General features: G+C 59.2%; 26 protein-coding genes. 11 read left to right on the forward strand and 15 right to left on the reverse strand.

Annotation, left to right across the window (positions count from 1 at the left end; translation table 11 throughout):
• Nucleotides 1-56: 56 nt before the first annotated feature.
• Nucleotides 57-956 carry a LysR family transcriptional regulator gene (locus J3R80_RS14925; protein WP_275394593.1) on the reverse strand — a complete coding sequence of 300 codons (900 nt, stop codon included), beginning with the start codon at nt 954-956 and terminating at the stop codon, nt 57-59.
• Between the two features lie 84 nt (nt 957-1,040).
• Between J3R80_RS14925 and J3R80_RS14930 the strand changes: the two genes are divergently transcribed.
• The gene (locus tag J3R80_RS14930) at nt 1,041-1,673 is read left to right on the forward strand and encodes a class I SAM-dependent methyltransferase (protein WP_275394594.1); all 633 of its coding nucleotides are present in this window, start codon (nt 1,041-1,043) and stop codon (nt 1,671-1,673) included.
• A gap of 88 nt (nt 1,674-1,761) precedes the next feature.
• Here the strand turns inward: J3R80_RS14930 and infC are convergent, their stop codons facing one another.
• Complete coding sequence (gene infC, locus J3R80_RS14935; protein ID WP_275394709.1) at nt 1,762-2,307, reverse strand: translation initiation factor IF-3; 546 nt, start codon at nt 2,305-2,307, stop codon at nt 1,762-1,764.
• A 300-nt stretch (nt 2,308-2,607) separates the two neighbouring features.
• Between infC and J3R80_RS14940 the strand changes: the two genes are divergently transcribed.
• Complete coding sequence (locus J3R80_RS14940) at nt 2,608-3,312, forward strand: translation initiation factor 3 (protein ID WP_275394595.1); 705 nt, start codon at nt 2,608-2,610, stop codon at nt 3,310-3,312.
• Nucleotides 3,313-3,400: 88 nt separating this feature from the next.
• On the opposite strand, the gene J3R80_RS14945 is transcribed toward J3R80_RS14940, so the two are convergent.
• The 5 genes from J3R80_RS14945 to J3R80_RS14965 all read right to left on the reverse strand — a co-directional run bounded on the left by J3R80_RS14945 (nt 3,401) and on the right by J3R80_RS14965 (nt 7,450).
• Entirely contained in the window at nt 3,401-4,255 is an 855-nt protein-coding gene (locus J3R80_RS14945; protein ID WP_275394710.1) for a ferredoxin--NADP reductase, read from the reverse strand.
• A 68-nt stretch (nt 4,256-4,323) separates the two neighbouring features.
• Nucleotides 4,324-4,734, reverse strand: a complete 411-nt coding sequence (locus tag J3R80_RS14950) for a DUF934 domain-containing protein (protein ID WP_275394596.1) — start codon at nt 4,732-4,734, stop codon at nt 4,324-4,326.
• Nucleotides 4,731-5,471: a phosphoadenylyl-sulfate reductase gene (locus tag J3R80_RS14955; protein WP_275394597.1), complete on the reverse strand. Its 741-nt coding sequence runs from the start codon at nt 5,469-5,471 to the stop codon at nt 4,731-4,733. The genes J3R80_RS14950 and J3R80_RS14955 overlap by 4 nt, the downstream gene beginning before the upstream one ends.
• Nucleotides 5,461-7,131, reverse strand: a complete 1,671-nt coding sequence (locus J3R80_RS14960; protein WP_275394598.1) for a nitrite/sulfite reductase — start codon at nt 7,129-7,131, stop codon at nt 5,461-5,463. Before J3R80_RS14960 ends, J3R80_RS14955 begins: the two co-directional genes overlap by 11 nt.
• Nucleotides 7,124-7,450 (reverse strand): DUF2849 domain-containing protein, encoded by a 327-nt coding sequence (locus tag J3R80_RS14965; protein ID WP_275394599.1) that lies wholly within the window; start codon nt 7,448-7,450, stop codon nt 7,124-7,126. Before J3R80_RS14965 ends, J3R80_RS14960 begins: the two co-directional genes overlap by 8 nt.
• A gap of 140 nt (nt 7,451-7,590) precedes the next feature.
• On the opposite strand from J3R80_RS14965, the gene J3R80_RS14970 reads away from it, so the two are divergent.
• Nucleotides 7,591-8,052, forward strand: coding sequence for an Lrp/AsnC family transcriptional regulator (locus tag J3R80_RS14970; protein ID WP_275394711.1), 462 nt, complete (start codon nt 7,591-7,593; stop codon nt 8,050-8,052).
• 120 nt (nt 8,053-8,172) lie between these two features.
• Here J3R80_RS14970 and J3R80_RS14975 read toward each other — a convergent pair whose 3' ends face one another.
• Nucleotides 8,173-9,348, reverse strand: a complete 1,176-nt coding sequence (locus J3R80_RS14975; RefSeq protein ID WP_275394600.1) for a cytochrome P450 — start codon at nt 9,346-9,348, stop codon at nt 8,173-8,175.
• 58 nt (nt 9,349-9,406) lie between these two features.
• Here J3R80_RS14975 and J3R80_RS14980 point away from each other — a divergent pair, with 58 nt between their 5' ends.
• The 5 genes from J3R80_RS14980 (at nt 9,407) to J3R80_RS15000 (ending at nt 15,807) form a co-directional block, all read left to right on the forward strand.
• Entirely contained in the window at nt 9,407-11,164 is a 1,758-nt protein-coding gene (locus J3R80_RS14980; protein ID WP_275394601.1) for an ATP-binding protein, read from the forward strand.
• The gene (locus J3R80_RS14985; RefSeq protein ID WP_275394602.1) at nt 11,161-12,402 is read left to right on the forward strand and encodes a sigma-54 dependent transcriptional regulator; all 1,242 of its coding nucleotides are present in this window, start codon (nt 11,161-11,163) and stop codon (nt 12,400-12,402) included. Before J3R80_RS14980 ends, J3R80_RS14985 begins: the two co-directional genes overlap by 4 nt.
• Before the next feature lie 235 nt (nt 12,403-12,637).
• Entirely contained in the window at nt 12,638-13,639 is a 1,002-nt protein-coding gene (locus J3R80_RS14990) for a TRAP transporter substrate-binding protein (protein ID WP_275394603.1), read from the forward strand.
• A 113-nt stretch (nt 13,640-13,752) separates the two neighbouring features.
• A complete protein-coding gene (locus tag J3R80_RS14995; protein ID WP_275394604.1) occupies nt 13,753-14,412 on the forward strand; it encodes a TRAP transporter small permease in 660 nt (219 codons plus the stop codon).
• 3 nt (nt 14,413-14,415) lie between these two features.
• Nucleotides 14,416-15,807, forward strand: coding sequence for a TRAP transporter large permease (locus J3R80_RS15000; protein WP_275394605.1), 1,392 nt, complete (start codon nt 14,416-14,418; stop codon nt 15,805-15,807).
• Nucleotides 15,808-15,927: 120 nt separating this feature from the next.
• Here J3R80_RS15000 and J3R80_RS15005 read toward each other — a convergent pair whose 3' ends face one another.
• From J3R80_RS15005 to J3R80_RS15030, 6 genes are all read right to left on the reverse strand, one after another.
• Complete coding sequence (locus J3R80_RS15005; RefSeq protein ID WP_275394606.1) at nt 15,928-16,122, reverse strand: DUF2892 domain-containing protein; 195 nt, start codon at nt 16,120-16,122, stop codon at nt 15,928-15,930.
• A 79-nt stretch (nt 16,123-16,201) separates the two neighbouring features.
• Entirely contained in the window at nt 16,202-16,861 is a 660-nt protein-coding gene (locus J3R80_RS15010) for a Crp/Fnr family transcriptional regulator (protein ID WP_275394607.1), read from the reverse strand.
• 133 nt (nt 16,862-16,994) lie between these two features.
• Nucleotides 16,995-17,867, reverse strand: coding sequence for a 3-hydroxyisobutyrate dehydrogenase (gene mmsB, locus J3R80_RS15015; protein WP_275394608.1), 873 nt, complete (start codon nt 17,865-17,867; stop codon nt 16,995-16,997).
• Between the two features lie 11 nt (nt 17,868-17,878).
• Nucleotides 17,879-18,907, reverse strand: coding sequence for an enoyl-CoA hydratase/isomerase family protein (locus J3R80_RS15020; RefSeq protein ID WP_275394609.1), 1,029 nt, complete (start codon nt 18,905-18,907; stop codon nt 17,879-17,881).
• Nucleotides 18,907-20,058 carry an acyl-CoA dehydrogenase family protein gene (locus J3R80_RS15025; protein WP_275394610.1) on the reverse strand — a complete coding sequence of 384 codons (1,152 nt, stop codon included), beginning with the start codon at nt 20,056-20,058 and terminating at the stop codon, nt 18,907-18,909. Before J3R80_RS15025 ends, J3R80_RS15020 begins: the two co-directional genes overlap by 1 nt.
• Before the next feature lie 134 nt (nt 20,059-20,192).
• On the reverse strand, nt 20,193-21,326 hold the full coding sequence (locus J3R80_RS15030; protein WP_275394611.1) for a carboxylate-amine ligase: 1,134 nt from the start codon (nt 21,324-21,326) through the stop codon (nt 20,193-20,195).
• 178 nt (nt 21,327-21,504) lie between these two features.
• Here J3R80_RS15030 and J3R80_RS15035 point away from each other — a divergent pair, with 178 nt between their 5' ends.
• Entirely contained in the window at nt 21,505-21,939 is a 435-nt protein-coding gene (locus J3R80_RS15035) for a hypothetical protein (protein ID WP_275394612.1), read from the forward strand.
• A gap of 52 nt (nt 21,940-21,991) precedes the next feature.
• On the opposite strand, the gene J3R80_RS15040 is transcribed toward J3R80_RS15035, so the two are convergent.
• Complete coding sequence (locus J3R80_RS15040; protein WP_275394613.1) at nt 21,992-23,491, reverse strand: CoA-acylating methylmalonate-semialdehyde dehydrogenase; 1,500 nt, start codon at nt 23,489-23,491, stop codon at nt 21,992-21,994.
• 186 nt (nt 23,492-23,677) lie between these two features.
• Here J3R80_RS15040 and J3R80_RS15045 point away from each other — a divergent pair, with 186 nt between their 5' ends.
• Together J3R80_RS15045 and J3R80_RS15050 are read left to right on the forward strand one after the other, a co-directional pair.
• On the forward strand, nt 23,678-24,568 hold the full coding sequence (locus J3R80_RS15045; RefSeq protein ID WP_275394614.1) for a LysR family transcriptional regulator: 891 nt from the start codon (nt 23,678-23,680) through the stop codon (nt 24,566-24,568).
• Between the two features lie 107 nt (nt 24,569-24,675).
• Nucleotides 24,676-25,110: a CBS domain-containing protein gene (locus tag J3R80_RS15050; RefSeq protein WP_275394615.1), complete on the forward strand. Its 435-nt coding sequence runs from the start codon at nt 24,676-24,678 to the stop codon at nt 25,108-25,110.
• The last annotated feature ends 8 nt before the right edge of the window (nt 25,111-25,118 follow it).

Consider the following 25,118-nt stretch of genomic DNA (forward strand, 5'->3'; position numbering starts at 1 on the left):
GGGCTATCAGCGGCGGTGTTAGGGTACTTACGCGATGTGTCGGCGGAACAAAACGATCACTTGTCGGGTGGGCGGGACAAAAACGTCGCCAGCGTGTCAAAAATCAATCGAATCCGCGGGCTGGTGTGCAGGTCGCGATGGGTGATCAGCCAGACGGGAAAAACAACGGGATCCATGTGGGGCAATACCCGTTCGACCCCGGGTGTGGTGTCGCCGATGTCGGAGGACATGAAGGCGATGCCCAGTCCGTTTTGTACATATTCCCATGCAACGACGCCGCTGTTGGAGCCGATGTGAAAGTTCTGGTCCGTGACGGGGATGCCCAGCGGGCTCAGATAACTGATCATCTCGTCCGTTGATCCGAAATTTACGAAATCATGCTGCGCAAGATCGGTTTTGGATTTGGGACGCCCGCGCCGTTTCAGATAAGAGGTAGAGGCGTAGAGATGCGCCTCGGCCTCGTCGACCAGACGAGCATAAAGCTCGGGTTGGGACGGGCGAACATGGCGGATCGCAATATCTGCTTCGCGCCGCTGGATGTCCCGAATGTCATTTGCGGCGACAATGTCGACCTCAAGCAGCGGCGCGATGTCGCGAAGATGTTGCAGCATTGGCGGCAGGATATACGCGGCGAACACGTCCGAGGCTGTGATACGCACCGTGCCTTCGATTGCTTGCGTTTGCCCCGCCGCGACCAGTGAAATCTTTACCGCCGCCTCGGCCATCGCGTGCACATGTTCCAGAACCGCGCGCCCTGAAGGTGTCAGCACCAATCCGCGCCCGATGCGCTCGAACAGAGCGATGCCCAGCGTTTCCTCCAACCCCGCGACTTGTCGTCCGATGGTGGGCTGAGTGTGACCCAACACCCGGGCAGCGGCTGACAATGATCCTTCGTCCGCCGTGGCCATGAACGCCCGGACCTGGTTCCAGTCAAACGAGATTGCATCCCAATTCATGCATTTATGTATAGACGTAAAGCATATTTTGGCAATTCCCCTTGCTGTTACGCATGGATAGATATGCGCCAAAGGAGATATCTCATGATTCAAGCCGCGAAATTCTGGGACCGGATCGCTGACAAATACGCCACATCCAAGATAAAGGATCCCGAGGGTTACCAATTCACACTTGAGCGGACGCGGTCTTATCTGGGCCCTCAAGACAAGGTGCTTGAGATCGGGGCAGGCACAGGCACGACCGCCTTGGAGCTGGCGCCTGCCGTGGGGCACATCACGATCACCGATGTCTCGCCCGAGATGATCCGGATCGGCAAGGCCAAGGCCGATGCGCAAGGGGTCACGAATGTGGATTTTCGGGTGGCAGATGCTCAGCTGCAGGGGGTGAGCGGCCCTTTTGACGCCATCCTTGCCCACAACGTGTTGCATCTGGTGGAAGATCTGCCCGGCGCCTTGGGGCGTGTGCATGATCTTCTGGCGCCGGGTGGGGTGTTCATTTCGAAAACCTTCTGCAAACCATCGCGCGGGGGGGCGTGGATCTACTATGTCATGCGTCTGGCGCTGCCGCTGATGCAGTTGATCGGCAAAGCGCCCTATGTCGCTGTGATGAGTATCGAGGAGCTTGAGGCGACCCTGAGCAGTCACGGCTTCAAGATTGTTGAAAGCGGGAATTTTCCGGCTAAGGAGTTGCGGCGTTATATCGTCGCCCGTCGGTGATTGGACCGACACTTGATCGCCGGTCTGAAATGCAAAACGCCTCGCTGTTGCGAGGCGTTTTTCGGTGTCGGTCTGGTTGTTTGATCCGTTATTTGGATAGCGGGCCAATCATCATAACCATTTGACGGCCTTCCATCTTCGGCATGTTTTCAACCTTGCCGACATCCTTGGTGTCTTCTGCGACCCGCTCAAGAAGTTCGCGACCAAGATTCTGGTGCGCCATCTCGCGCCCCCGGAACCGCAGTGTCACTTTAACCTTGTCGCCGTTTTCCAGAAACTTGAACACGTTCCGCATCTTCACGTTATAGTCATGCGTGTCGGTGTTGGGGCGGAACTTGACCTCTTTCACCTCGATGGTTTTCTGCTTCTTGCGGGCTTCGCTTTCCCGCTTCTGCTGTTCATATTTGAACTTGCCGAAATCCATAATCTTACAGACGGGCGGCGATGCGTTGGGCGAAATTTCCACCAGATCAAGCCCGGCATCTTCGGCCATCAGCATAGCTTGCGCAGGCGTGACAACACCTACGTTTTCGCCATCGGCGCCAATCAGTCGAATTTCGGGGGCCTTGATGCGCTCGTTTACGCGGGGGCCGGTGTCGCGCGTGGGCGGCGCGTTGTGAGGTCTGCGGGCTATTGTGCCATTCCTTCTGACGTTTCAATATTCTTCGGATGCGGAAGTTAAGGCCCATGCAGGTGTGTTTCAACCCGATAAAACGTTTTGCGAAAGATTGTTTCCGGTGACTGTTGATTTGACGTCAAAAGTCAACGCGTCCCACGTTTTTTGGCTGATATCTTACGATATTTCCGCTGGATTGGCGTTTTGACGCGCATTGGATGAAACTCCCCTTGCGCTTGATCGGCTTAGCCCTCACATCCCTCTTGGATGCCGTGCAGGTCTGTGCGGCGCATGTATAGACAAGTTGAGGATGTCGACATGAAAAACACCGTTATCGCCGCTGGAATTGTGATCGTTGCCGCCGTGGGCGGCTATATCTGGTACAACAACAACCAGGCCAAGATGATTGCTGAAGAGGCTGCAGCAGAAGCCGCCGCACAAGCAGAAGCTGCCGAGCAAGCAGCAGCTGAGGCCGCTGCAAAAGCCGAAGCAGAAGCCAAAGCGGCCGCGGATGCTGCCGCCGAAGAAGCTGCAGCCGCTGAAGCAGCCGCCAAGGAAGCTGCCGAACAGGCCGCCGAAGAAGCCGCCACCGCCGCTGATGCTGCAGGCCAGGCTGTTCAGGATTCAGCTGATGCCGCTGGTGACGCCGTGCAGGGTGCGGCCGACGCGGTTGGCGACACGCTGAACGAGGCTGGCGAAGCCGTCACCGATGCCGTTGAAGGTGCGATCGACTCCGTCACCGGAGCCGCCAGCGACGCCGCGGAAACTGCGACACCTGAAGCTGGCACCGATGCCGCCGCCGAAGGTGCTGCAGAGGCTACGGCAGAGACATCGGCGGACGCCACGCCTGAGGCTCTGACCCAACAGGGTTTTGATGCCGCGAAGGTGAACGAGATGATTGATAACTCGTCGCTGGGCGAGGCTGAGAAGGCCGGTTTGAAAGCCGCTGTTGAAGCCGCCGCAAGCAATCCGGCCCTTCTGGAAGCTGCGATCAATCAGGTCAAAAGTGCGCTGGGCATGTAAGCCCCGGTTTTAGAACAGAGAAACGCCGCGCAGAATTCTGCGCGGCGTTTTTTTATCATCCGTCGGTTCGAGGCGCGGGGGGCGATGATCAGTCCAGAAACGCCTTTTCAACCACGTATTGCTTGGGTTGCGAGTTCGCCCCTTCCTCAAGGCCCGCCTCTTCCAGCAGTTCCTTGAGCTCCAGATTGAACGGCAGGTTGCCGCAGATCATGGCGCGGTCGTTTTCGGGGCAAAGCGGTTCAACACCCAGATCCGCAAACAGCTCGCCCGAGCGGATCAGGTCGGTGATGCGGCCCATTTTCGGGCTCTCTTCACGGGTGGTGGTCGGGTAGTATTTGATCTTCTTCCAGAAGCCTTCGCCGATCACCTCGTTTAGAAGCTCGTCGTCCTTCAACGCCTCGATCAGGTTCGCGCCATAGGTCAGTTCACCCACTTCGCGGCATGTATGGGTGATGATGATCTCGTCATAGTCTTCATAGGTCTGCGGCTCGCGCAGCAGGGACGCGAAGGGCGCAAAGCCGGTGCCGGTGGCAAAGAACCAGATGCGCTTGCCGGGGATCAGCGCGTCATGCACCAAGGTGCCAACAGGTTTCGGGCGCAGGATGATCTGATCGCCCGCCTTGATGTGCTGCAATTTCGAGGTCAGCGGGCCGTCCGGCACCTTGATTGAATAAAACTCCAGCTCTTCATCCCAAGACGGGCTGGCGATCGAATAGGCGCGCAGAAGCGGTTTCTGCTTGCCTGTTTTGGGGTCCGGGTCGCCCATCAGCCCGATCATCACGAACTCGCCCGACCGAAAGCGCAGGGTTTGCGGCCGCGTGCAGCGGAACCGGAACAGGCGGTCAGTGTAATGCTCGACCTCGGTCACAGTTTGCGCATCCGGCAGGGTGGGCACGGGTTTCACTTTGGTTTCAGCATCCATAACGGGCGTCACTTCATTCATGTGCATCAACGGGGCACGCGGCCCCGTCCTTTTCTGTCAGCGTATATAGGGAGGTTCAGGGAAAGGGTCTAGCCAGTCAGCCGCGACCTATAGTCATAGGCTTGCCAATCCGCGCGCGACAACCAATCGGCCTCGGGCTGGCGCAAGGACAGGTTTTCGGTGATCTCGACCTCGTCAAAGCCCGATCGCCGTGCCATGGCATATTGGTCCGAGATCACATGCCCATGGGCGCGCAACCGGCCTGTATATCCCAGCAGGCGCAACTGGCGTCCCAGCGTGAAACCACGCCCATCCGCGAATGACGGAAAGTCGATGCGGATCATGTCGACGCCAACCATCAGATGCGCCAGCGCGGCGGGGTCGGTGTCGGATGACAGATGCAGCCCGCGCGTGTCATTGGCGGCGCGCTCGTCGGTTGTGGCAAAGCCGTTTTCCCAATCGTCATGGGCAAAGCCCGCGTCGGTTACGATCACAGTCATGCGCTTGCTCCTACTCTTACCATTTTGCCATCCACGAAATGGATGCCACATTCCGTTTTTTCCGCCCCTCTCCAGCGTCCGGCGCGAGGGTCTTCCCCGGGTTTTACCGGCGAGGTGCAGGGCGCACAACCAATGCTGGGGAAGCCCCGGTTCACCAGCGGGTGACGCGGCAGGCGGTTGTTGATCATGTAGTCGCGCACGTCTTCAGATGCCCAATGGGCCAGCGGGTTGACCTTCAACCGGTCTTCTTCGGCCTCGAAGAATTCCAAATCGACGCGCTTGCCGCCCTGAAAGCGTTTGCGCCCTGTGATCCAGCCGTCAAAGCCCTGAAGGGCAGTCTCCAGCGGTTCGACCTTGCGCAGCTCGCAGCAGGCATCGGTGTCAGCCAGATGCAGGATGTTGTCCGGGTCGCGCTTGAACAGCTCGTTTGCGTCCGGATGGATAACGCGCACATCGGTCAGGCCCAGTTTTTCTGACACCTCGACCTGATAATCCAGCGTCTCCTGAAACAGCATCTGCGTGTCCAGAAAGATCACGGGAACCGAGCGGTCGATATGTGCCACCATATGCAGCAAAACGACGCTTTCTGCGCCGAAGCTGGAAACCATGGCCAGAGCGCCGATGGTGCTGTCGGTCAGGGCACGTTCGATCACAGACGTGGCAGAATGGTGCTTGTAGCGCGCATTCAACGTCTCGACCCGTTCAGCGGGGGCGGCAAGGGGGGCTTCAAGCGGCATTGGTCTTGGCCTCCTCGGGATAAAGGGCGGCTTTGAAGGGGGCTTCCCCCAGCCGACGGAAGGCGTCGATGAAGGTTTCGCTCTCATCCTCGCGCAGGTCCAGATAGGCCAGAACCACACGCTCCACAGCAGGCACGATCTGGTCGTAGGCAAAGCCGGGGCCTGCCCGTTTGCCGATTGCCGTGTCAGGTCCAGCGTCACCACCAAGTGTGATCTGATAATTCTCGACGCCAGCGCGATCCAAGCCGAGGATGCCGATATGGCCCAGATGGTGGTGGCCGCAGGCGTTGATGCAGCCCGAGATCTTGATTTGCAGATGACCCACGTCGTGTTCGATCTTCAACGCGTCGAACCGTTCGGCGATCTCTTGCGCGACGGGGATCGAACGGGCGGTGGCCAGCGCGCAGTAATCCATGCCGGGGCAGGCGATGATGTCCGAGATCAGACCCGCATTCGCTGTTGCCATGCCGTGATCGCGCAGGGCCGCGTAGATCGCGGGCAGGTCGGCGCGGTGCACATGCGGCAGGATCACGTTCTGTTCGTGGCTGATGCGGATGTCGCCATGGCCGTATTGCTCGGCCAGATCGGCGATCACGCGCATCTGGTCGGCGCTTGCATCGCCGGGTGTTGCGCCATGGGCTTTCATCGAAATGGTAACGATGCCGTACCCTTCCGCGCGGTGGTCATCGACATTGGTGTCGCTCCACGACCGGAACACGGGGTCGGCATCGCGGGCGGCGTGATAGCCGTCCAGCGCTGCGGTCTTGAATTCGGGTGCCCGGAAGTTGGCAGCGATGTCGGCGAAATGCGCCTGATCGACGCCCGAGAACAGCGGACGAAGCTGGGCAAAGCGTGCTTCGACCAATTCGCTGATCTTGTCGATCCCGTTCTCCATCGTGGTGATCTTGATCCGCGCCTTATACTTGTTATCGCGACGGCCCAACGTGTTGTAGACGCTGACAATCGCCTCGACATAAGGCAGCAGGTCGGCGCGGGGCAGGAAGTCTTTCAGAACCTGACCGACGACCGGGGTACGACCAAGGCCGCCACCCACGATGATCTGATAGCCGACCTCGCCCGCGTCGTTCTGGACGATACGGATGCCAATGTCATGGGCCTTGGTGACGGCGCGATCCGCTTTGGATCCGGTCACGGCGAGCTTGAATTTGCGCGGCAGGAACTGGAATTCCGGGTGATCGGTGGACCACTGGCGCAACAGTTCGGCGGTGGGGCGGGGGTCTTCGACCTCGTCTGCGGCGGCGCCAGCGAAGTGGTCGGCCGTCACGTTGCGGATCGTGTTGCCCGAGGTTTGGATGGCATGCATCCCCACATCCGCCAAGGCATCCAACATATCTGGAATGTCCGCCAGACGGGGCCAGTTATACTGGATGTTCTGGCGGGTGGTCCAATGGCCGTAACCTTTGTCCCAACGCTCGGAAATCATCGCAAGTTGGCGCATCTGGTTGGGATTGAGCGAGCCATAGGGGATCGCCACCCGCAGCATATAGGCATGCAATTGCAGATAGACGCCGTTCATCAGGCGCAGGGGTTTGAACTCATCCTCGGTCAGTGCGCCGGAAATGCGGCGTGCCACCTGGGCGCGGAACTGGCTGACGCGGTTGCGCACAAAGCCTTCGTCGAAATTGTTGTAGTCATACATGAGCGAAAGCCTCCTGCGAAGCCGTGGCGGATTGTTTGCCATGGAAGCGGTTCGACGGGCCTTTGGCACGGAATGCTTCTCGGAAATGGGTTGGTTCGGGGCCGTTTGGACCTGCTTTCGCGTCGGCCAGATAGGGGCCAACAGCGATTTCCGGCTGCGTGTTTGCCAAGGCAAGCTGTGTTTCGGCTTCGGCCTCGTCCTCGATCAGCCATGCCATACACATGTCGCGCACCCAGGCGCCATTGCGGGCCAGATAAATCACATCACCTTCAACAAGGTCGTTTGCGGTTACCACTTTGGGTGTGAAGGGGCGGGGCATGGCCGATCCTTTCTTATTGCGTTCCCGCCCTATATAGGACATTTTCCCATCAATGGGCGATATGCGGCGGCAGATAAGGAACTTTGTTTCGGTTTGGCGATGTCGCAGAACGTATGGACCAAAAGAAGGAAGAAAACGAAATGTCTGTTCGGCTGGACGAGATTGACCGGAAAATTCTGCGCGAGCTGCAAGGCGACGCGGGTCAGTCACTGGACGTGATCGCCAAGAAAGTCGGGTCGTCCAAGACCCCGGTCTGGAACCGGATTCGCAAGATGCGCGAAGCTGGTGTGATCGGCAAGAACACAATGGTGATGGATGCCGACAGCCTTGGATTCGAGGCGTGTTTTTTCGTTCTGATCCGCACGTCGGAACATGATGCCGATTGGCAGGACAGTTTCCTGAAAGCGTTGATGGCACGTCCAGAGGTGATGGAAGCGCACCGTCTGGCGGGCGAGATCGACTATATCCTGAAGGTCCGCGTAAAGAATGCCCGCGCCTATGACGAATTCTATCAGGCGCTGATTTCCGAGGTGAGGATTTTCAATGTCACCGCGCTTCTGTCGATGGAAGAGATCAAGTTTTCGACCGAGTTGCCGATCTGACGTGACGCTGCTTCGGTGGCCCGCTGCGCGTGCCTGAGGGGCGCTGCCCCTCCGCGCAAAGCCCTTGGCTTCGCGCTTCCCCGGGATATTTTCAGCCAGAAGAAGGGCCTGACGTCCAGATCAGCATCGCACCATGAGCCGTTCAAGCCCGTGGAAATGATAGACATTGCCATATTGCGGCGGGGCGGTAAGGTGCAGGTCCGGGCAGCGATCAAACAGGATTGGAAGGGCGCGTGACAGTTCCAGACGCGCCAGCGGCGCGCCGATGCAGAAATGCGCGCCTGCGCCGAAGGATGTGTTGGGTTTGATCGGCCGCGCGGGGTCGAAAATATCGGGATCGTCCCACACATCCGGGTCGCGATTTGCCCCGCCCAGCAGCAGACCGATCTTGTCGCCACGCTTCAATTCGTGCCCGTAAAGCACCGTATCCTCATAGACATATCGCGCGAACATGTGCAGTGGCGGGTCGAAACGGAGAGTTTCCTCGATCGTTGTATCGCGTGTGTCTGGGGCAAGGGCTGATACGGGCGTCTTCTGTTCCAGAAGGGTTTTCACCGCGATCGCCATCGCATGAACGGTCGCTTCGTGGCCTGCGTTCAAAAGCAGGATACAGGTCGAGATGAGTTCGTCGCCAGACAGTTTCTCGCCTTCCGATTCAGCGGCGATCAGCTCGGTGATCAGGTCGTCGCGTGGATCGTTGCGGCGATGCTCGATGTAATCTCGCAAGTAAGCGACGAAGGCTTCGGTCGCAGCGATCGCCTCGTTTTCGACTGCGCGGGTGCGGCGGGCCTGATACATCGAGACCATGGCGTTTGACCATTTCAGCAAGTCATCCGCCATGCCTTCCGGGACACCCAGCAATCGGCAGATCAGAATAATGGGAATGCGTGTGGCGAACGCAGGAAGCAGGTCAAATTCGCCGGGTGGAAAGGCGTCAATCAATTGATGGGCCAGCGCATCAATCTCTGGCCCAAGGCCAGCAATCCGCCGGCTGGTGAAGGCACGCAGCACCAGCTTGCGCAGCCGCGTGTGGCGGGGGGCTTCCAGTTCCAGCATGGAATGGGCTTCAACCGCATAGAAAGGGGCAAGATGGTCGGGAAACGCGAGTGGTTCAACCGGTTCACGCCCGAACCTGCGGTCGCGCAGAAGTGTATTCACCGCGCGGAAACTGACCGCCATCGGCATGTCATACTCGTCCCACCAGAAGATATCGCCACCCGCACGGGCACGGTCATAAAACGCATAGGGGTTCTGGATAAAGTCGGGGTCGGTGGGGGACTGGGGCAGGCGTAACATGGGCGCATGGTCGTCAAAGCGGCTGGCCTTTGCAAGCGCGGCTTTCTATTCTTTGCTCATGTTTCGATACCTGCGCACGAAATGGGTCTTTCCCTTTCTCATCGGCACCCTTGCAATAAGCGCGGGGGTCTGGGCGGTGGCGTGGCGTGCTGCCTTGTCGCCTCTGGCAGAGCAAGCGGCGTCAGAGCTTGCGTTGGCGTCTGACCAATTGACGCGCCACCTGTTTCGCTATCGCGAGCTGGCGGTCGTGCTGGCGGAACATCCCGTGCTGCGCAACCGTCTTGGTGGCGAAGCGGACGGGGAGGGTGAGGCGGATCGCCTGTTGCAAGCGATGGCCGGTATGACAGGCGCGCACCACCTGTCGCTTGTCGGCCGGGACGGCGTTGTTCTGGCCGCATCGGGTGAGGGGGAAGCGCAGGTTGATCCGCGCGCGCCGCTGATCCACCGCGCACTGACTGGCGCGTTGGGCGTCGAGGCGCGGTTCCAGCCTTCATCATCCTACGATGCCCAACGCATCTTTTCCTTCGCAGCCCCGATGCACAGCCGTCAGGGCAAACCCCTGGGCACGGTGGTTGCACGCACCGACCTTCTGGATTTCGAAGAGAACTGGCCGTCGACCGCGGCGGCCCTGTTCTTCACCCTGAACGGCACCCGCGTGTTTGCGGCAAACCGCTTGGAACTTGCGGGGGCCGAGCGCCCGCGGGAAGGGTTTCTGAAAAACTCGGTCAGCGATTGGACCGGGCACGAGGTCTGGACGCTTGATGCCGGGCCTTACTTGCCCGACCGCGCGCTGCACCTGACCCGCGATCTGCCGGTGATTGGCCTGACCGGAGAGATTTTGCTGGACACCGCCCCCGCGGAACGGACTGCCGCGCTGCTTGCGGGGATTGCCGCGGCGATCTGTCTGGGCATCGGGGCCATGTTGCTGGCGGTTGGCGAACGGCGGCGTGCCCTGAACAAGCAGTTGCGTCTGAAGGCGGCAGCAAACACACGGCTAGAGGCCCGTGTGGCCGAACGCACCAAGGCGCTGTCGGCGGCCAACACGGACCTGTTGCGCGAAAACCGTGAGCGGCGCGAGGCCGAGGCGGCCTTGAAAAAAGCACAGGCGGATTTGGTGCAGGCGGGCAAGTTGTCGGCCCTTGGCCAAATGTCGGCGGGCATCAGTCACGAGTTGAACCAGCCCCTTATGGCCATCCGGTCTTTTGCCGATAATGGTATCGAATTTCTAAGGCGCGGACAGGCCGATCAAGCCGACAAGAATTTAAGCCGTATTTCGCAACAGGCGGGACGGATGGACCGGATCATCAAAAATCTGCGCGCCTTCGCCCGGCAGGAAAGTGAACCAATCGCCGATGTCGATCTGGTGCATGTCGTCGATCAGGCGCTTGAGATGCTTGACCCCCGCATCCAATCGGAACGGGTGCACGTGGATTGGCGGCAGCCGGAAAGCGCGCCCAAGGTGCGCGGTGGTGAGGTGCGGCTTCAGCAGGTGGTGATGAACCTGATCTCTAACGCGATGGATGCCATGGCAGAGCGCGTTCACAGAAAGATCGAGATTTCACTGGAACCGTCGACAGATCGGGTCACGCTGTCGGTGCGCGACACCGGGCCGGGCATTGATGAACCCGACCGCATTTTCGATCCGTTCTATACCACCAAAGAGGTCAGTCCGACCGAAGGGATGGGGCTGGGCCTGTCGATCTCGTATGGTCTGGTGCAAAGCTTCGGCGGTGCGATCCGCGGGCGAAATCATCCGGAAGGCGGGGCGATCTTCACCGTGGAGCTTGATCGCGCCGGCGCGCAGGAGGCGGCATGACCAACACCGTTCTTCTGGTCGATGACGACGCCATGGTGCGGGAGGCGCTGGGTCAGACGCTGGAGCTGGATGGGCTGACGGCAATTCTTGCTGGCAGCTATATCGAAGCGAAGGATCATATCGTGCCGGGGTTTGACGGGGTGATCCTGTCTGACATACGGATGCCGGGGAAGGATGGATTTGCCCTGCTTGAACGGGCGCAGTCGGTGGATCCCGAGCTTCCGGTGATCCTGTTGACCGGCGAAGGCGATATTCCCACCGCCGTGCGCGGCATCAACGAAGGGGCGTTCGACTTTCTGGAAAAGCCCTGCGAACCCGCCGCCCTTCTGGCTGTTGTCGGGCGGGCGTTGCGGACCCGCGCCCTGGTGCTTGAGAACCGCGCGTTGAAGGCACGGGCCGAATCCGGCGATGCCGCGGCCCGGTTGCTGTTCGGAGAAAGCGCCCTGGCCGAGGATTTGCGCAACAGGGTGCGCGCCGCCGCCCGTGCCCAGGCCGAGGTGCTGATCTGCGGCGAGCCGGGGTCGGGCACGTCAAAAGTGGCCGAGGTTGTGCACCTGCTGTCCGGCGATGCCACGCGCCCCTTCATCAAACTGCCCGCTTCCGGGTTGACAGCCGATGCGCTTGAAGCGGCATTTTCGCGCGCCGAGGAGGGCACGCTTTTCCTTGATGAAGTGGCTGCCCTTGAGGGGGCAACACAATACCTGTTGCTTGACCTCTTGGACCGGGCCAGCAAAACACGGGTCGTGGCGGGTACCTATCGCGATCTTGAGGCCGAGGTCGGCGCGGGGCGGTTCAATCCGGATCTGTTTTACAAGCTTGATGTGCTGCGCATTCGTATTCCGGCGTTGCGCGAACGCAAGGACGATATTCCCGTGCTGTTCCGGCATTATGTCTCGATTGCCAGCGAACAGGCGGCTCTGACACCTCCCGAAATCGAACATGACGTCATTGCGCAGCTGATGGCGCAGGATTGGCCGGGCAATGCGCGCGCGCTGATGAACGCTGCTATGCGGTTTGCAATGGGGCTGGGACTGGCGGATGGCGAAGGTGGAGCGTCTGATGCAAGGCCGGGTCTTGCGGAGCAGTTGGCCCATGTTGAACGGTCCTTGTTGATCGAAGCTCTCAGGCGGCACGAGGGTGGCGCATCGGCGGCGGCGCGCGAGCTGCAACTGCCGCGCAAGACCTTCTATGACAAGCTGGCCCGGCACAGGATTCGGCCCGAAGCCTACCGATCATAACTGTGCGGATTTTCGCACAGTATTGTGATCTCGTTGTGCGGCGATCCGCTCACTCTTGAAGGGCATCGGTTCCATTTTGCATGAAGCAACCTTCTCAAATCTCTGATTTATATTAATAATATTCAATCGCCATATCCGCGTGATAGTTTTTCTTGGTGCGGCGGCAGAACCATGTCCCAATAGATGCAGGCGCCCAACCGGGCCGCCGGAGGATATCTGTCTGGGAGGACACCTTATGAAATTCCTGACCATGGCCGTGTCAGCGATCGCGCTGACGGCAACTGTGAACACCGCTTCTGCTGCCTGCGACGAAGGCGAGCTTGTGATCAAGTTCAGCCACGTCACGAACGCTGACAAGCACCCCAAAGGCATCGCGGCCTCGCTGCTGGCCGAACGTGTGAATGACGAGATGAACGGCAAGGCTTGCATGGAAGTCTATCCGAACTCGACCCTCTACAACGACGATCAGGTGCTTGAGGCGATGTTGCAGGGCGACGTTCAGTTCGCTGCGCCCTCGCTGTCGAAATTCGAAGCCTTCACCAAGCAGTTCCGTATTTTCGACCTGCCCTTCATGTTCAAGAACATGGAAGCGGTCGACCAGTTCCAGAACTCCGAAACCGGTCAGGCGATGAAGGAATCGATGGCACGTCGCGGGTTGCTGGGGCTGGAATTCTGGCACAACGGCATGAAGCAATTCTCGGCCAACAAGCCGCTGATTGCGCCGGAAGATGCCGCAGGCCTCAAGTTCCGGGTTCAGCCGTCTGACGTTCTGGTCGCCCAGATGCAGGCGCTGGGGGCAAGCCCGCAGCCGATGGCCTTCTCGGAAGTCTATGGTGCGTTGCAGCAGGGCGTTGTTGACGGTCAGGAAAACACCTGGTCGAACATCTATGGCCGCAAGTTCTTCGAAGTGCAGGACGGCACCACCGAAACCAACCACGGTGTGCTGGATTATCTGGTCGTGACAAATATCGACTGGTGGGAAGGTCTGGACGCGGACGTGCGTGACCAGCTTGCCACCATCATGCGCGAAGTCACCGAAACCCGGAACGCAGCGGTGGGCGAAGTCGACGCCGAAGCCCGTCAGGCCGTTCTGGATGCCGGGGGCGAGATTCGCGAGCTGACACCGGAGCAACGCCAGGCATGGGTTGACGCGATGAAACCGGTCTGGACCCAGTTCGAAGCCGATGTCGGCGCCGAGAACATCGCCGCGGCCCAAGACATCAACGCGATGTATTAAGCTGCGAGACCGTGGCCGGCCCGCAAGGCGCCGGCCACAATCATATCCCCAAAGTTCGACCCGGCATGTCTGCACAGCCAGGGTTGCACCCCGCATCATGGGAAGGGACAGCCATGAGCCATCATTCTAACGATTCAAACGGGTTCGAGGAAACGGTGATCGCCGTGATCCTTGGCCTGATGACGATGATCACCTTTGTGAACGTGGTCCTGCGTTACGTCTTCAATTCCTCGCTTATCTGGGGGCTGGAGGTGACGCTGATCCTGTTTGCGTGGCTCGTTCTTCTGGGCGTGAGCTATGGTGTGAAAGTCACTGCGCATCTCGGTGTGGATGCCCTGACGAACCTGCTGTCAGACCGGCCACGCCGGGTTCTGGCGTTGATCGCCGCCGCGATTTGCATCATCTATTCTTTCCTGCTTCTGAAAGGGGCCTGGGACTATTGGGCGCCCTATGCCGCGCTTGACCGCACCTCGGGGCGCTGGTTCCCCACCGGGTTCGAACAGACCCGCGACCAGGCCTGGTATATCACCGATCAGGTGCCCATGCCGGGGTTCCTGCGCTTTCTGGAAGGCTGGATCAACCAGGGCGAAACCTATGACAAACTGCCCCGCGTGATCCCCTATGCCGTGCTGCCTGTCGGTGTTGCACTGCTGCTGTTTCGCTTCATCCAGGCGACCATCCGCATCTGGCGTGGTGCGCAGGACAGCCTGATCGTCAGCCACGAGGTGGAAGACGAGATCGAGGGCCTGCAAGACCATCAGAAGGGGGCATAAGCCATGGACGTCGTATTCCTTTTCGCCATGGTCATCGGGTTCCTGATGATCGGCGTGCCGATCGCGATTGCCCTTGGCATGAGCTCGATCATCTTCCTGTTGCTGTTCTCGGACACGTCGCTCGCGTCGGTTGCGCAAAGCTTCTATCAGGCCGAAGCCGGGCACTACACGCTTTTGGCTATCCCGTTCTTCATCCTTGCCTCAAGCTTCATGTCGACCGGCGGCGTAGCAGCGCGGATCATCCGCTTCTCGATCGCTTGTGTGGGACATTTCCGGGGTGGTCTGGCCATCGCGGGTGTGTTCGCCTGTATGCTGTTTGCGGCCCTGTCCGGGTCCAGCCCCGCCACCGTTGTGGCCATCGGGACAATCGTGATCGCCGCCATGCGGCAAGTCGGCTACACCAAGGATTTCGCCGCCGGCGTGATCTGTAACGCGGGCACCCTGGGTATCCTGATCCCGCCTTCGATCGTCATGGTTGTCTATGCCTCGACGGTCGAGGTTTCGGTCGGGCGCATGTTCCTGGCCGGTGTCATTCCGGGCATCATGGCCGGTGTCATGCTGATGATCGCGATCTACGTGATCGCGACGATCAAGGACATGCCAAAGGGTGACTTCGCGGGTTGGAAGGAAATCGCCTCCAGCTTCTCGGACGCGCTTTGGGGCTTGCTGCTGATCGTGATCATCATGGTCGGGATCTATGGCATCCCCGGCATCACCGGGGCACTGTTCACGCCCACCGAAGCCGCCGCGGTTGCATCCGTGTATGCGTTCCTTGTAGCCACCTTCATCTATCGTGACATGGGTCCGCTGGCCGACAAGGGCAACGGCAAGAAAAACCTGTTTCAGAAGCCGCAGGCCCTGATCACCGCGTTCTTCCACGCCGACACGCGCCGGACCCTGTTCGACGCGGGCAAGCTGACCATCACGCTGATGTTCATTATTGCCAACGCGCTGATCCTGAAACACGTGTTGACGGACGAGCAGATCCCGCAGCAGATCGCCGGTGCGATGCTGTCGGCAGGGTTCGGCAAGATCATGTTCCTGATCGTCGTGAACGTCATCCTTCTGATCGGCGGGCAGTTCATGGAGCCTTCGGGCCTGATCGTGATCGTCGCCCCCCTGGTGTTCCCGATTGCCATCGAACTGGGCGTTGACCCCATTCACCTTGGGATCATCATGGTGGTGAATATGGAGATCGGGATGATCACGCCTCCGGTCGGGCTGAACCTGTTTGTCACCTCTGGCGTGGCCGGAATGCCAATGATGAAGGTGGTGAAGGCGGCGTTGCCCTTTCTGGCCGTGCTGTTCGTCTTCCTGATCATGGTCACATACATCCCCTTCCTGTCGACATGGTTGCCGACAACGCTGATGGGACCAGAGATCATCACCAAATAGGAACAGGCGGGCTGCAACTGCGGCCTGTCCCAAAAAACACAACGCCGGGCGGATGACGCCCGGCGTTTACAGTTTCACTCGCTACACCATTGGATTAGCAGCCAAAGGTTGCGAAATGCTTTAGTTCCTGAGTTTGCAAGTGTTGATCCCAAGAAGGGAATACAGCGCACAAAATCCCAGCGCACCCGTGGCCAGCGGCACGATGCCGATCAGGGCCCAGATCGGCCCTCCAGCGAAGAAGTACCAGCCCAGAAGGGCAAGGCCGACAATGACCCGGATGATGCGGTCAATGTTACCTGTGTTTGTCTTGAACATGGTCAGCTCCTTTCTCCATTCGCCTCATATTAGAAGGGGGCAGGGGAAAAGGCATGTGACGTGGTCACATTGGAAACGGTCAAAATGCCGCGCCGCGCAGAACCTCGGCCAGGGCCTTGCGGTCAAGAATGGTCACGGTACCGCGTTCATGGGTGACGCTGCCCGCCTGTGCCAGCTTGTCCAGCCGACGCGATACGACCTCGCGCGCCGTGCCGATGGCGGTGGCCATCTCTGCTTGCGTCATAAGCAGGCAACCGTCCGGCCCCGCGCGATCCAGAAGCAAAGCTGCCAGTCTTGCACTCACCGACATGAAGGACACGTTTTCAATCAGTTGCATCATGGATTGCATTCGTTCGGCGAAGGCCGAGAACACCATACGCCGAAATCCGGGAGAGCTGTCGAGCAGCGCAAAGAAAACATCGCTTGGTATAAGCACCAACCGGGCCGGGGTCTCGGCCATGGCTTCGGCCGTGTAAGCGTCACCACCCAGAAGACCCAAGGTGGATTGAATGCAGCTTTGTCCGGGTGCGACGCGATATAACAGAATGTCGCGGGCATTCGGACCAATCAGGTTCACATCCACCTGTCCGGACAGCATGACCACGTAACCCTTGACGGCCTCGCCGGGGCGGAACAGGACCGCACCCTTCGGCACTTCGACAGGATCAAGGGTGTCCAGAAGCGCACGTGCCGGCGCATCGAGGGCGGCAAACTCATCACTATCGTCGGTCCAACTCATCGGATTTTGTGCCTCCGGCGGGGATATTTGGAACAAGAAAAGCGCAGACGTTCTTTTTCTTGTTCCAAATATCCCGGGGGAGGCGGGCCCCGCAAGGGGCGCGCCGTAGGGGCAGCGCCCCTGATCTCATATCTCAGTCGCGCGAGCGTTTTTCGAAGCGCGGCAACATGGCCGAGAAATCCATGCCGCGGCCATCTTCAACCTCGACGAATTGCTCATAGAGTGCGGTGGCGGCCTGCCCAAGCGGTGTGTCAGCATCGGCTGTTTCGGCCGCTTGCTGACTCAGGCGCAGGTCTTTCAGCATCAGTTCGGCGGCGAAGCCGGGCTTGTAGTCATTGTCGGCAGGTGATTGTGGACCCACACCGGGGGCAGGGCAATAGGCGTTCATGGACCAGCTGTAACCGGACGAGGTGGACACGACGTCGAACATTTTCTGGCGATCCAGTCCCAGTTTGTCAGCCAGCGCGAAGGCTTCGCAGGTGCCAATCATGGTGATACCCAAGATCATATTGTTGCAGATCTTGGCGGCCTGACCCGCGCCGCTATCGCCGCAATGAACGGCCTTCTGCCCCATAATGTCGAACAGCGGTTTGGCTTTCGCGAAGGCTTGGGCCGAGCCGCCCGCCATGAAGGTCAGCGTGCCGCCCGATGCGCCGCCAACCCCGCCAGATACCGGGGCATCAACGGGCAGCAATCCGGCATCGGCTGCCTGTTTGGCCACGTCGCGGGCGCTTTCGACATCCACGGTCGAGCAGTCGACGAAGGCCGTGCCTTTGTCCATGGCCGGGACGATTTCGTTTGCGACGGCGCGCAGGATCTGGCCATTGGGAAGCATGGTGATCACCACGTCCCGCCCTTTGGCAGCCTCGGCGCCGGAAGCCGCCATTGTGACGCCCTCGATATCGACGGGAGCCATGTCGAAGCCTGTGACATCATGCCCAGCTTTGGCAAGGTTTGCGGCCATCGGGCCGCCCATATTACCCAGTCCGATAAATCCGATTTTCATGGCAGGTCTCCTTAGAATGTCAGTGTGTTGTCGCCCAAGGGCGCGAGCATCTGTGTGACAGCGTCGTCGGGCAAGTCATCCAGATCGTGTTTCCAGTTCGGGGTGCGGTCTTTGTCGATGACGGCGGCACGTATGCCTTCCATCAGGTCGGACTGTTTCAACGCGCGATAGACGAACCGATATTCCATTTCCAGCGAGGCCCTCACGTCATGGGCGGTCGACAGGCGGTGAATCATCTCGACCGTGCAGGCCATCGAAAGGGGGGAGTTACGCCCCAGAACGTCAAGGGTGTTGGACGCGAATGCACTGTCTTCGCTGCGCAGCGAAGACAGGATCTCGCCCAGGCTGCCGCCTCCGAAGTGAGCGTCGATCATCGGTTGCATGGCCGACAGATTGCCCGGGATCGCCGGGATCGCAGCCTCGTTGATGTGGCAGGGGTCGCCGGTTCGGATCAAATCAGCCTTCAGCGCAGGCCATTCCGCCTGCCGGATCACGTAATCCGCAAACCCCGCGTGGATTGCATCGCCCGGTGCCATCCGCGCGCCGGTCATACCGATAAATTCGCCCAATCGTCCCGGTGCGTGGGCGAGGATCAGCGATCCACCCACGTCTGGCACCAAGCCAATGGCGCATTCCGGCATCGCCATGCGAGATGATCGCGCCATGATCCTGTGCGACGCGTGGCAGCCTACGCCCACGCCTCCGCCCATTGTGAACCCTTGCATGAAGCTGACGATCGGCTTGGGAAATTCAAACAGGCGCGCGTTCATCCGGTATTCGTCACGCCAGAAGTTTTGCGCGCGGGTGGGATCGCCGGACTTGCCGATCTCGTATATCTCGCGGATGTCCCCGCCGGCGCAGAAGGCGCGGTCACCTTCTGCGTCGATGATGATCATCGTGACATCGTCGTCATCTGCCCAGTCGATCAGGGCCGCGTCTATCGCAAGGCACATGTCATAGGACAGGGCATTCAGGGCATCAGGGCGGGTCAGGGTGATCCGCCCGGCTTTTCCTTCTTTTCGGATCGAGATATCCGACATTAGCCGCGGTCGCGTTCGGCCAGCAGTTGACGGGCGACGATCAGGCGCATGATCTCGTTCGTGCCTTCCAAAATCTGGTGCACCCGTAGGTCACGCACGATCTTTTCGATCCCGTAGTCGGCCAGATAGCCATAGCCGCCATGCAGTTGCAGACAGCCATTGGCCACATCAAAGGCCGCATCGGTCACCATCAGTTTCGCCATGGCACAGAATTTCGAAGCGTCGGGCGCTTTGTTGTCGAGCTTCCATGCGGCCTGGCGCAAGAACGTGCGCGCGGCTTGCAAGCGGGTTTCGTATTCCGCCAGCCTGAATTGCAGCGCCTGGAACTGGTCGATGGTTTTGCCAAACGCCTTGCGTTCACCCATGTATTGCAGGGTCAGGTCCAGCGCCTTTTGCGCGCCCCCCAGCGCCCCGGCCGAGATGTTCAGACGGCCACCGTCCAGCCCGGCCATGGCATAGGTGAAGCCTTTGCCCTCTTCGCCCAGCAGGTTTTCATGCGGCACGGCGCAATCGTCGAATTGCACCTGGGAAGTCGGCTGCGCCTTCCAGCCCATTTTGCGTTCGCTTGCCCCGAAGCTGAGCCCGGGGGTGCCCGCCTCGACAACCACGGTCGAGATGCCTTTGGGCCCATCATCGCCAGTGCGGCACATGGTGACATAGACGTCGGAGTAATTGCCGCCCGATATGAACGCTTTGTTGCCGGTCAGCACATAGCTGTCATTGGTCTTTTGGGCGCGGGTTTTCAGGGCCGCTGCATCCGAGCCGGAGCCGGGTTCCGTCAGGCAGTAAGAGAACACTTTTTCCATTGAGCAGAGCGCGGGAAGCCATTTCTGCTTGTCTTCTTCCTTGCCAAATTTGTCGATCATACCGCCGCACATATTGTGGATGGACAAGAACGATCCGACCGCGGGATCCGCCATCGCAAGTGCTTCGAACACCAATGTCGCGTCCAAACGAGACAGGCCCGAGCCACCATATTCTTCCGAGACATAGATACCTCCGAAGCCCAGCTCGGCCAGTTGCGGCCAAAGCTCTTTCGGGATTGTGCCCTCGGCCTCCCATTTTTCAGAGTTGGGGGCGATGTTTTCTTCGCCAAACCCTTTGGCCATGTCGAAGATGAGGGTCTGTTCCTCGGAAAGCGCGAAATCCATGTATCTCTCCCGTCCACGTATTGCTGCGTCACGATATGGCGCAATTCTTACAGGAGTTTTTCAAGGCGGTGGAGAGTTCCGTCGCGTCGCAAGTTGCCGTTACGTTACCGTTTCGTCCCCGGATCAGCCTTCGATCACAAATCGGTATGGTATTCGTCAATCAAGTGCCGCACAACATCTTGAAGCGCATAGTCTTTCGGTTTCTCGGCCTGAAGGCTGTCGTGAAAGACCGTGCGTTGCCGGTCGGATGAAATGCCTGTTTCAAGGATACTGCGTGCCGCTTCCACTTCGACCGTGCAGCCAAGCGCCTCGGCATCCTGTTCGATGAGCTTGAGCAAATCCTCAAGCAGGTGCGGGAAGTCCACGATCTCGCCGACGCCGAAGTCAATCAGCCCGCCGCCAATGCCGTATCGTTGTGCCCGCCAGCGGTTCTCGGCCACCAGAAAATTGTCGTAAAGCCGCCAGCGTTGGTTTTTGGCTTTCAACCTCCACAGCATGCGCGCCAGACATTGGGTCAGCGCGGCAAGGCTGACGGTGTGTTCCAGGCGCGGTTGCACATCGCAGATGCGGCTTTCAATGGTCGGAAAACGTGATGACGGGCGCAGATCCCACCAGATTTTCGAACTGTCTTCGATGACACCGATATCAACCAGCGCCTGCACCGAGCGTTCAAATTCGGACCATCCCGACAATTGCGGTGGCAGACCCGTGCGCGGCAGATTGTCGAAAACCGTCAGACGATAGGAGGCAAGCCCAGTATCGTCACCTTGCCAGAAGGGCGAACTGCCAGACAAGGCAAGAAGGTGGGGCAGAAAATAGCTGAGCTGATTGACAAGATCGATCCGTGTGTCGGGGTCAGGAATGCCGATATGTACATGCATTCCGCAGATCAACATCCGGCGCACGACCCCGGCCAAGTCTCGTTTCAGATCGTTGTATCGGTCCTTGTCGACATGGTGTTGGTCTTTCCAATCTGCAAACGGATGGCACGACGCCGCAATCGGAGCCAGCCCATAGGTTTTCGCGTGTTTGGCAACGGTTGATCGCAGACGTTTCAGATCTTCGCGCGCTTCAGACACGTTTGCGCAGACACGGGTGCCAATTTCGATCTGGCATTGCAGGAACTCTGGGCTGACCTGACCTTCAAGCTCGGCTTTGCAGTCATTCATCAAACGGTCAGGCGCCCGCGCGAGGGCGTAGCTTTCGCGATCCACCAGCAGATATTCTTCTTCGACACCAATCGAAAAAGGTGGTTCCTTAAGGGCCATCAGCTGTCCTTTCGGTGTTATCAGAACCAGCTTTGCATCATTGTGGTCACGCGACAAGCATCCGACGCAACCAAGACCCCTTGGTTGGCGTTCCACGCGGAAAGCCGTGAATAGATGGTTGACCTAAGGTAAGGATGTGGGTTTGTTTAATCTGGCGCAATCGCGCTGGGGTTGAATAATGTACGCTGCCACCTATTTTGACGCACAAAAGTTTTTACATGTCCGCTGTTCAGCACATATTCATTTCGCCAGTTTAACGGCTCGGATCGCTGAATGGCTCATCGCAATTGACGCGCCTTTGGGGCGTAGGGTGCTTGTTGATCTGCGCCAGTTGCACTCTGTTGACCGTCCGATTGATGGATCTGCGGAATACGTGCAAATGCAGCGGAAACTGTCTTGTGAATTCCCATCGGCAAGTAAGCTCGCGCTGCTGGCTCCGCGACCTGAAGTCTTTGTTTTGGCGCGGATATTCGAACAATCTGCGCAAGATCATCTTCCAACCGAGATTGATGTATTTCGTGACGACGCGGATGCGCTGGAATTTCTGGGCTTTGCGGCGGAAGAGGTGGACGAATTCGTCAATTCGTTGGGAGAGGGACGGGAGTTGAGCTGAAAAGCCCCGGTCGGTGAACCGGGGCTTTGTCGTTGTGATTGGCAGCGATCGGTTAGTCCATCGCTTTGAAGTTGAACTCTCCACCTTCGCGGATGCCTGACGGCCAGCGTGATGTCACGGTCTTCGTGCGTGTGTAGAACTTGAACGCGTCCGGGCCGTGCTGGTTCAGATCACCAAACCCGGATTTTTTCCAACCGCCAAAGGTGTGATAGGCCAGCGGAACCGGGATCGGGACATTGATGCCGACCATGCCGATGTTGATCCGGTTGGCGAAGTCACGGGCGGTGTCACCATCGCGGGTGAAGATCGCGGTACCATTGCCATATTCGTGGTTCATCGCGTGACCGATCGCCTCTTCATAGCTCTGTGCGCGGACCATCGACAGGACAGGGCCGAAAATCTCGGTCTTGTAGATGTCCATGTCGGTGGTGACATTGTCAAACAGGTGCGGGCCGACGAAGAAGCCGTCTTCATAGCCTTGCAGGCTGAAGTTGCGGTTGTCCACGACAAGGTCCGCACCCTGCTCGACACCCGAATTGATCAGGCGCAGGATGTTTTCCTTGGCAGCAGCGGTCACGACGGGGCCATAGTCCACGTCGTCGCCAGCAGTGTAGGGGGCAACTTTCAGCTTCTCGATGCGCGGGACCAGAGCGTCACGCAGCCTATCTGCGGTTTCGTTGCCCACAGGCACAGCGACCGAGATCGCCATGCAGCGTTCGCCTGCGGCACCGAAGCCTGCGCCGACCAGAGCGTCGGCAGCTTGCTCCATATCCGCGTCGGGCATCACGATCATGTGGTTCTTGGCGCCACCGAAACACTGCGCGCGTTTGCCGTTGGCGGTGGCGCGCGAGTAGATGTAATGGGCAATCGGGGTCGAGCCGACGAAGGCCACAGCCTGAACGGTTTCGTTGTCCAAGATTGCGTCCACCGCATCCTTGTCGCCGTTCACCACCTGCAACACGCCGTCGGGCAGGCCAGCTTCTTTGCACAGCTCAGCCAGCATCAGTGGAACCGAGGGGTCACGCTCGGACGGTTTCAGGATCATCGCGTTGCCCGCGGCCAGAGCCGGACCCATGCCCCAGAGCGGGATCATGGCGGGGAAGTTGAACGGGGTGATCGAGGCCACAACGCCCAAAGGCTGACGCATGGAATACATGTCGATGCCGGGGCCGGCGCTGTCGGTGAACTCGCCCTTCATCATCTGGGCCGCACCGATGCAGTATTCGATCACTTCCAGACCACGTTGAACGTCGCCCTTCGCGTCAGGGATGGTTTTACCATGCTCGCGCGACAGGGCTTCGGCCAGCTTGTCCATGTCACGGTTCAGAAGGCCAACCAGAGCCATCATCACGCGGCCGCGTTTCTGCGGGTTGGTGGCCCCCCAGGCTTTCTGAGCCTCGGCGGCTTTGGCGACGGCGTCATCCAGTTCGGCCTGTGAGGCCAACGCGACCTTGGCCTGAACCTCGCCGGTGGCGGGATTGTAAATGTCTGCTGTGCGGCCCGAGCTTCCATCGACCAATTGGCCGTTGATCCAGTGTCCAAGTGTCTTCATGGTCAGTCTCCCATCTGTTCGGCAGGAAGATAGCCTTGCAATTATGCTGGGAAAAGAGGCAGTTTTCCAAAAAGGTTTTGCAAAAATGCAAAGCTGGGCGTGGATGCGCGGTTGGGGATGCCTCCGGCGGGGATATTTTTGGGCCAGAAGAAACGCGAGCGATGAGAAGAACAGGCGAGGTTGTGAATGGATTGGGATGATTTGAGGGTTTTCTTGGCGGTTGCGCGGGCAGAAAGTCTGTCGCGCGCGGGTAAGGTACTGCGGCGCGACGCCGCGACCGTTGGGCGGCGGGTGGCGAAGCTGGAGGGGGATCTGGGACAGCCATTGTTCACTAAGTCACCGCAGGGATACGCACTGACCGAAGCGGGCGCGCGCTTGCTGTCCCATGCGGAACGGGCCGAGCAGGCGGTGTTGTCGGGGGCGGACGAGTTGGCCGGGCAATCCGGGCAATTGTCGGGGCAGGTGCGTATTGGTGCGACCGATGGCTGCGCCAGCTATATTCTGCCGCAAGTGTGCACAGCGATCCAGAAAGAGCACCCCGAACTGGAATTGCAGATTGTGGCGCTGCCGCGTGTGATCAACCTGTCGAAGCGTGAGGCTGACATGGCGATCACGGTGTCCCCGCCGCAGACCGGGCGCATCACGGTGCAGAAAATCACAGATTACCACCTGCATCTCGCGGCCGCACGGGAATACCTGGCCGATGCACCGCCATTGACCTGTCTGGAGGATCTGCGGGCCCATCCTGTCGTGGGATATATTCAGGACATGATCTTCTATCCGGAGCTCGATTTCCTGACCGGGATGGGGATCGAAAAGGTGGCGCTGGCGTCGAATCTGGTTTCGGTGCAACTGGGTATGGTGCGGCAGGGTGGGGGGATCGGCATCACCCATGATTTCATTCTGCCTTTTGCGCAAAATCTGGAACGCGTGCTGACCGATGAGATCTCGGTCACCAGATCGTTTTATCTGATCCGGCACGAAGGCGATGCGCGGGTTGAGCGGTTCACGCGCGTGGCCGAAGAGTTGGCGCGTGGCATCCGTGACGAAGTGGCGCGGCTGGAAGCAATGGTTTAGGTGCTATTTCCTTTGCTGCAATTGCAAACACCCCTTGACATATTGTTGCGCTTGGGGTGACGCTAAAGACAGAAAAATACAAGAATTTCACTAGAATGGAGGGCCACATGCTCATTCACCAGATACTGAAAAATAAAACGCTGGCGGGTGTTGCGACGGTCAAGCCGGGTAGCAAAGTAGCGGATGCGGCGAACCTTCTGTCCGAGAAGAAAATCGGTGCGGTGATTGTATCGGAAGACGGTGTGCGCCCGGCTGGCATCCTATCAGAACGCGATATCGTGTCGGCATTGGGTAAGGTGGGTGTTGGATGTCTGGACCAGCCGGTTGACGATTTGATGACGTCCAAGCTGGTGACCTGCGCGCCGGGGGATCGCGCCATTCAGGTTCTGCAGACCATGACCGAGGGTCGTTTTCGTCACATGCCGGTATTGGATGGCGAAGAAATGATCGGATTGGTGTCGATCGGCGACGTTGTCAAGGCACGGCTGGATGAGCTGTCACAACAAGCTGACGCCTTGAAAAACATGATCATGGGTTACTAACCGGATCG

Source organism: Aliiroseovarius sp. Z3, assembly GCF_029105185.1.
Lineage (GTDB): Bacteria > Pseudomonadota > Alphaproteobacteria > Rhodobacterales > Rhodobacteraceae > Aliiroseovarius.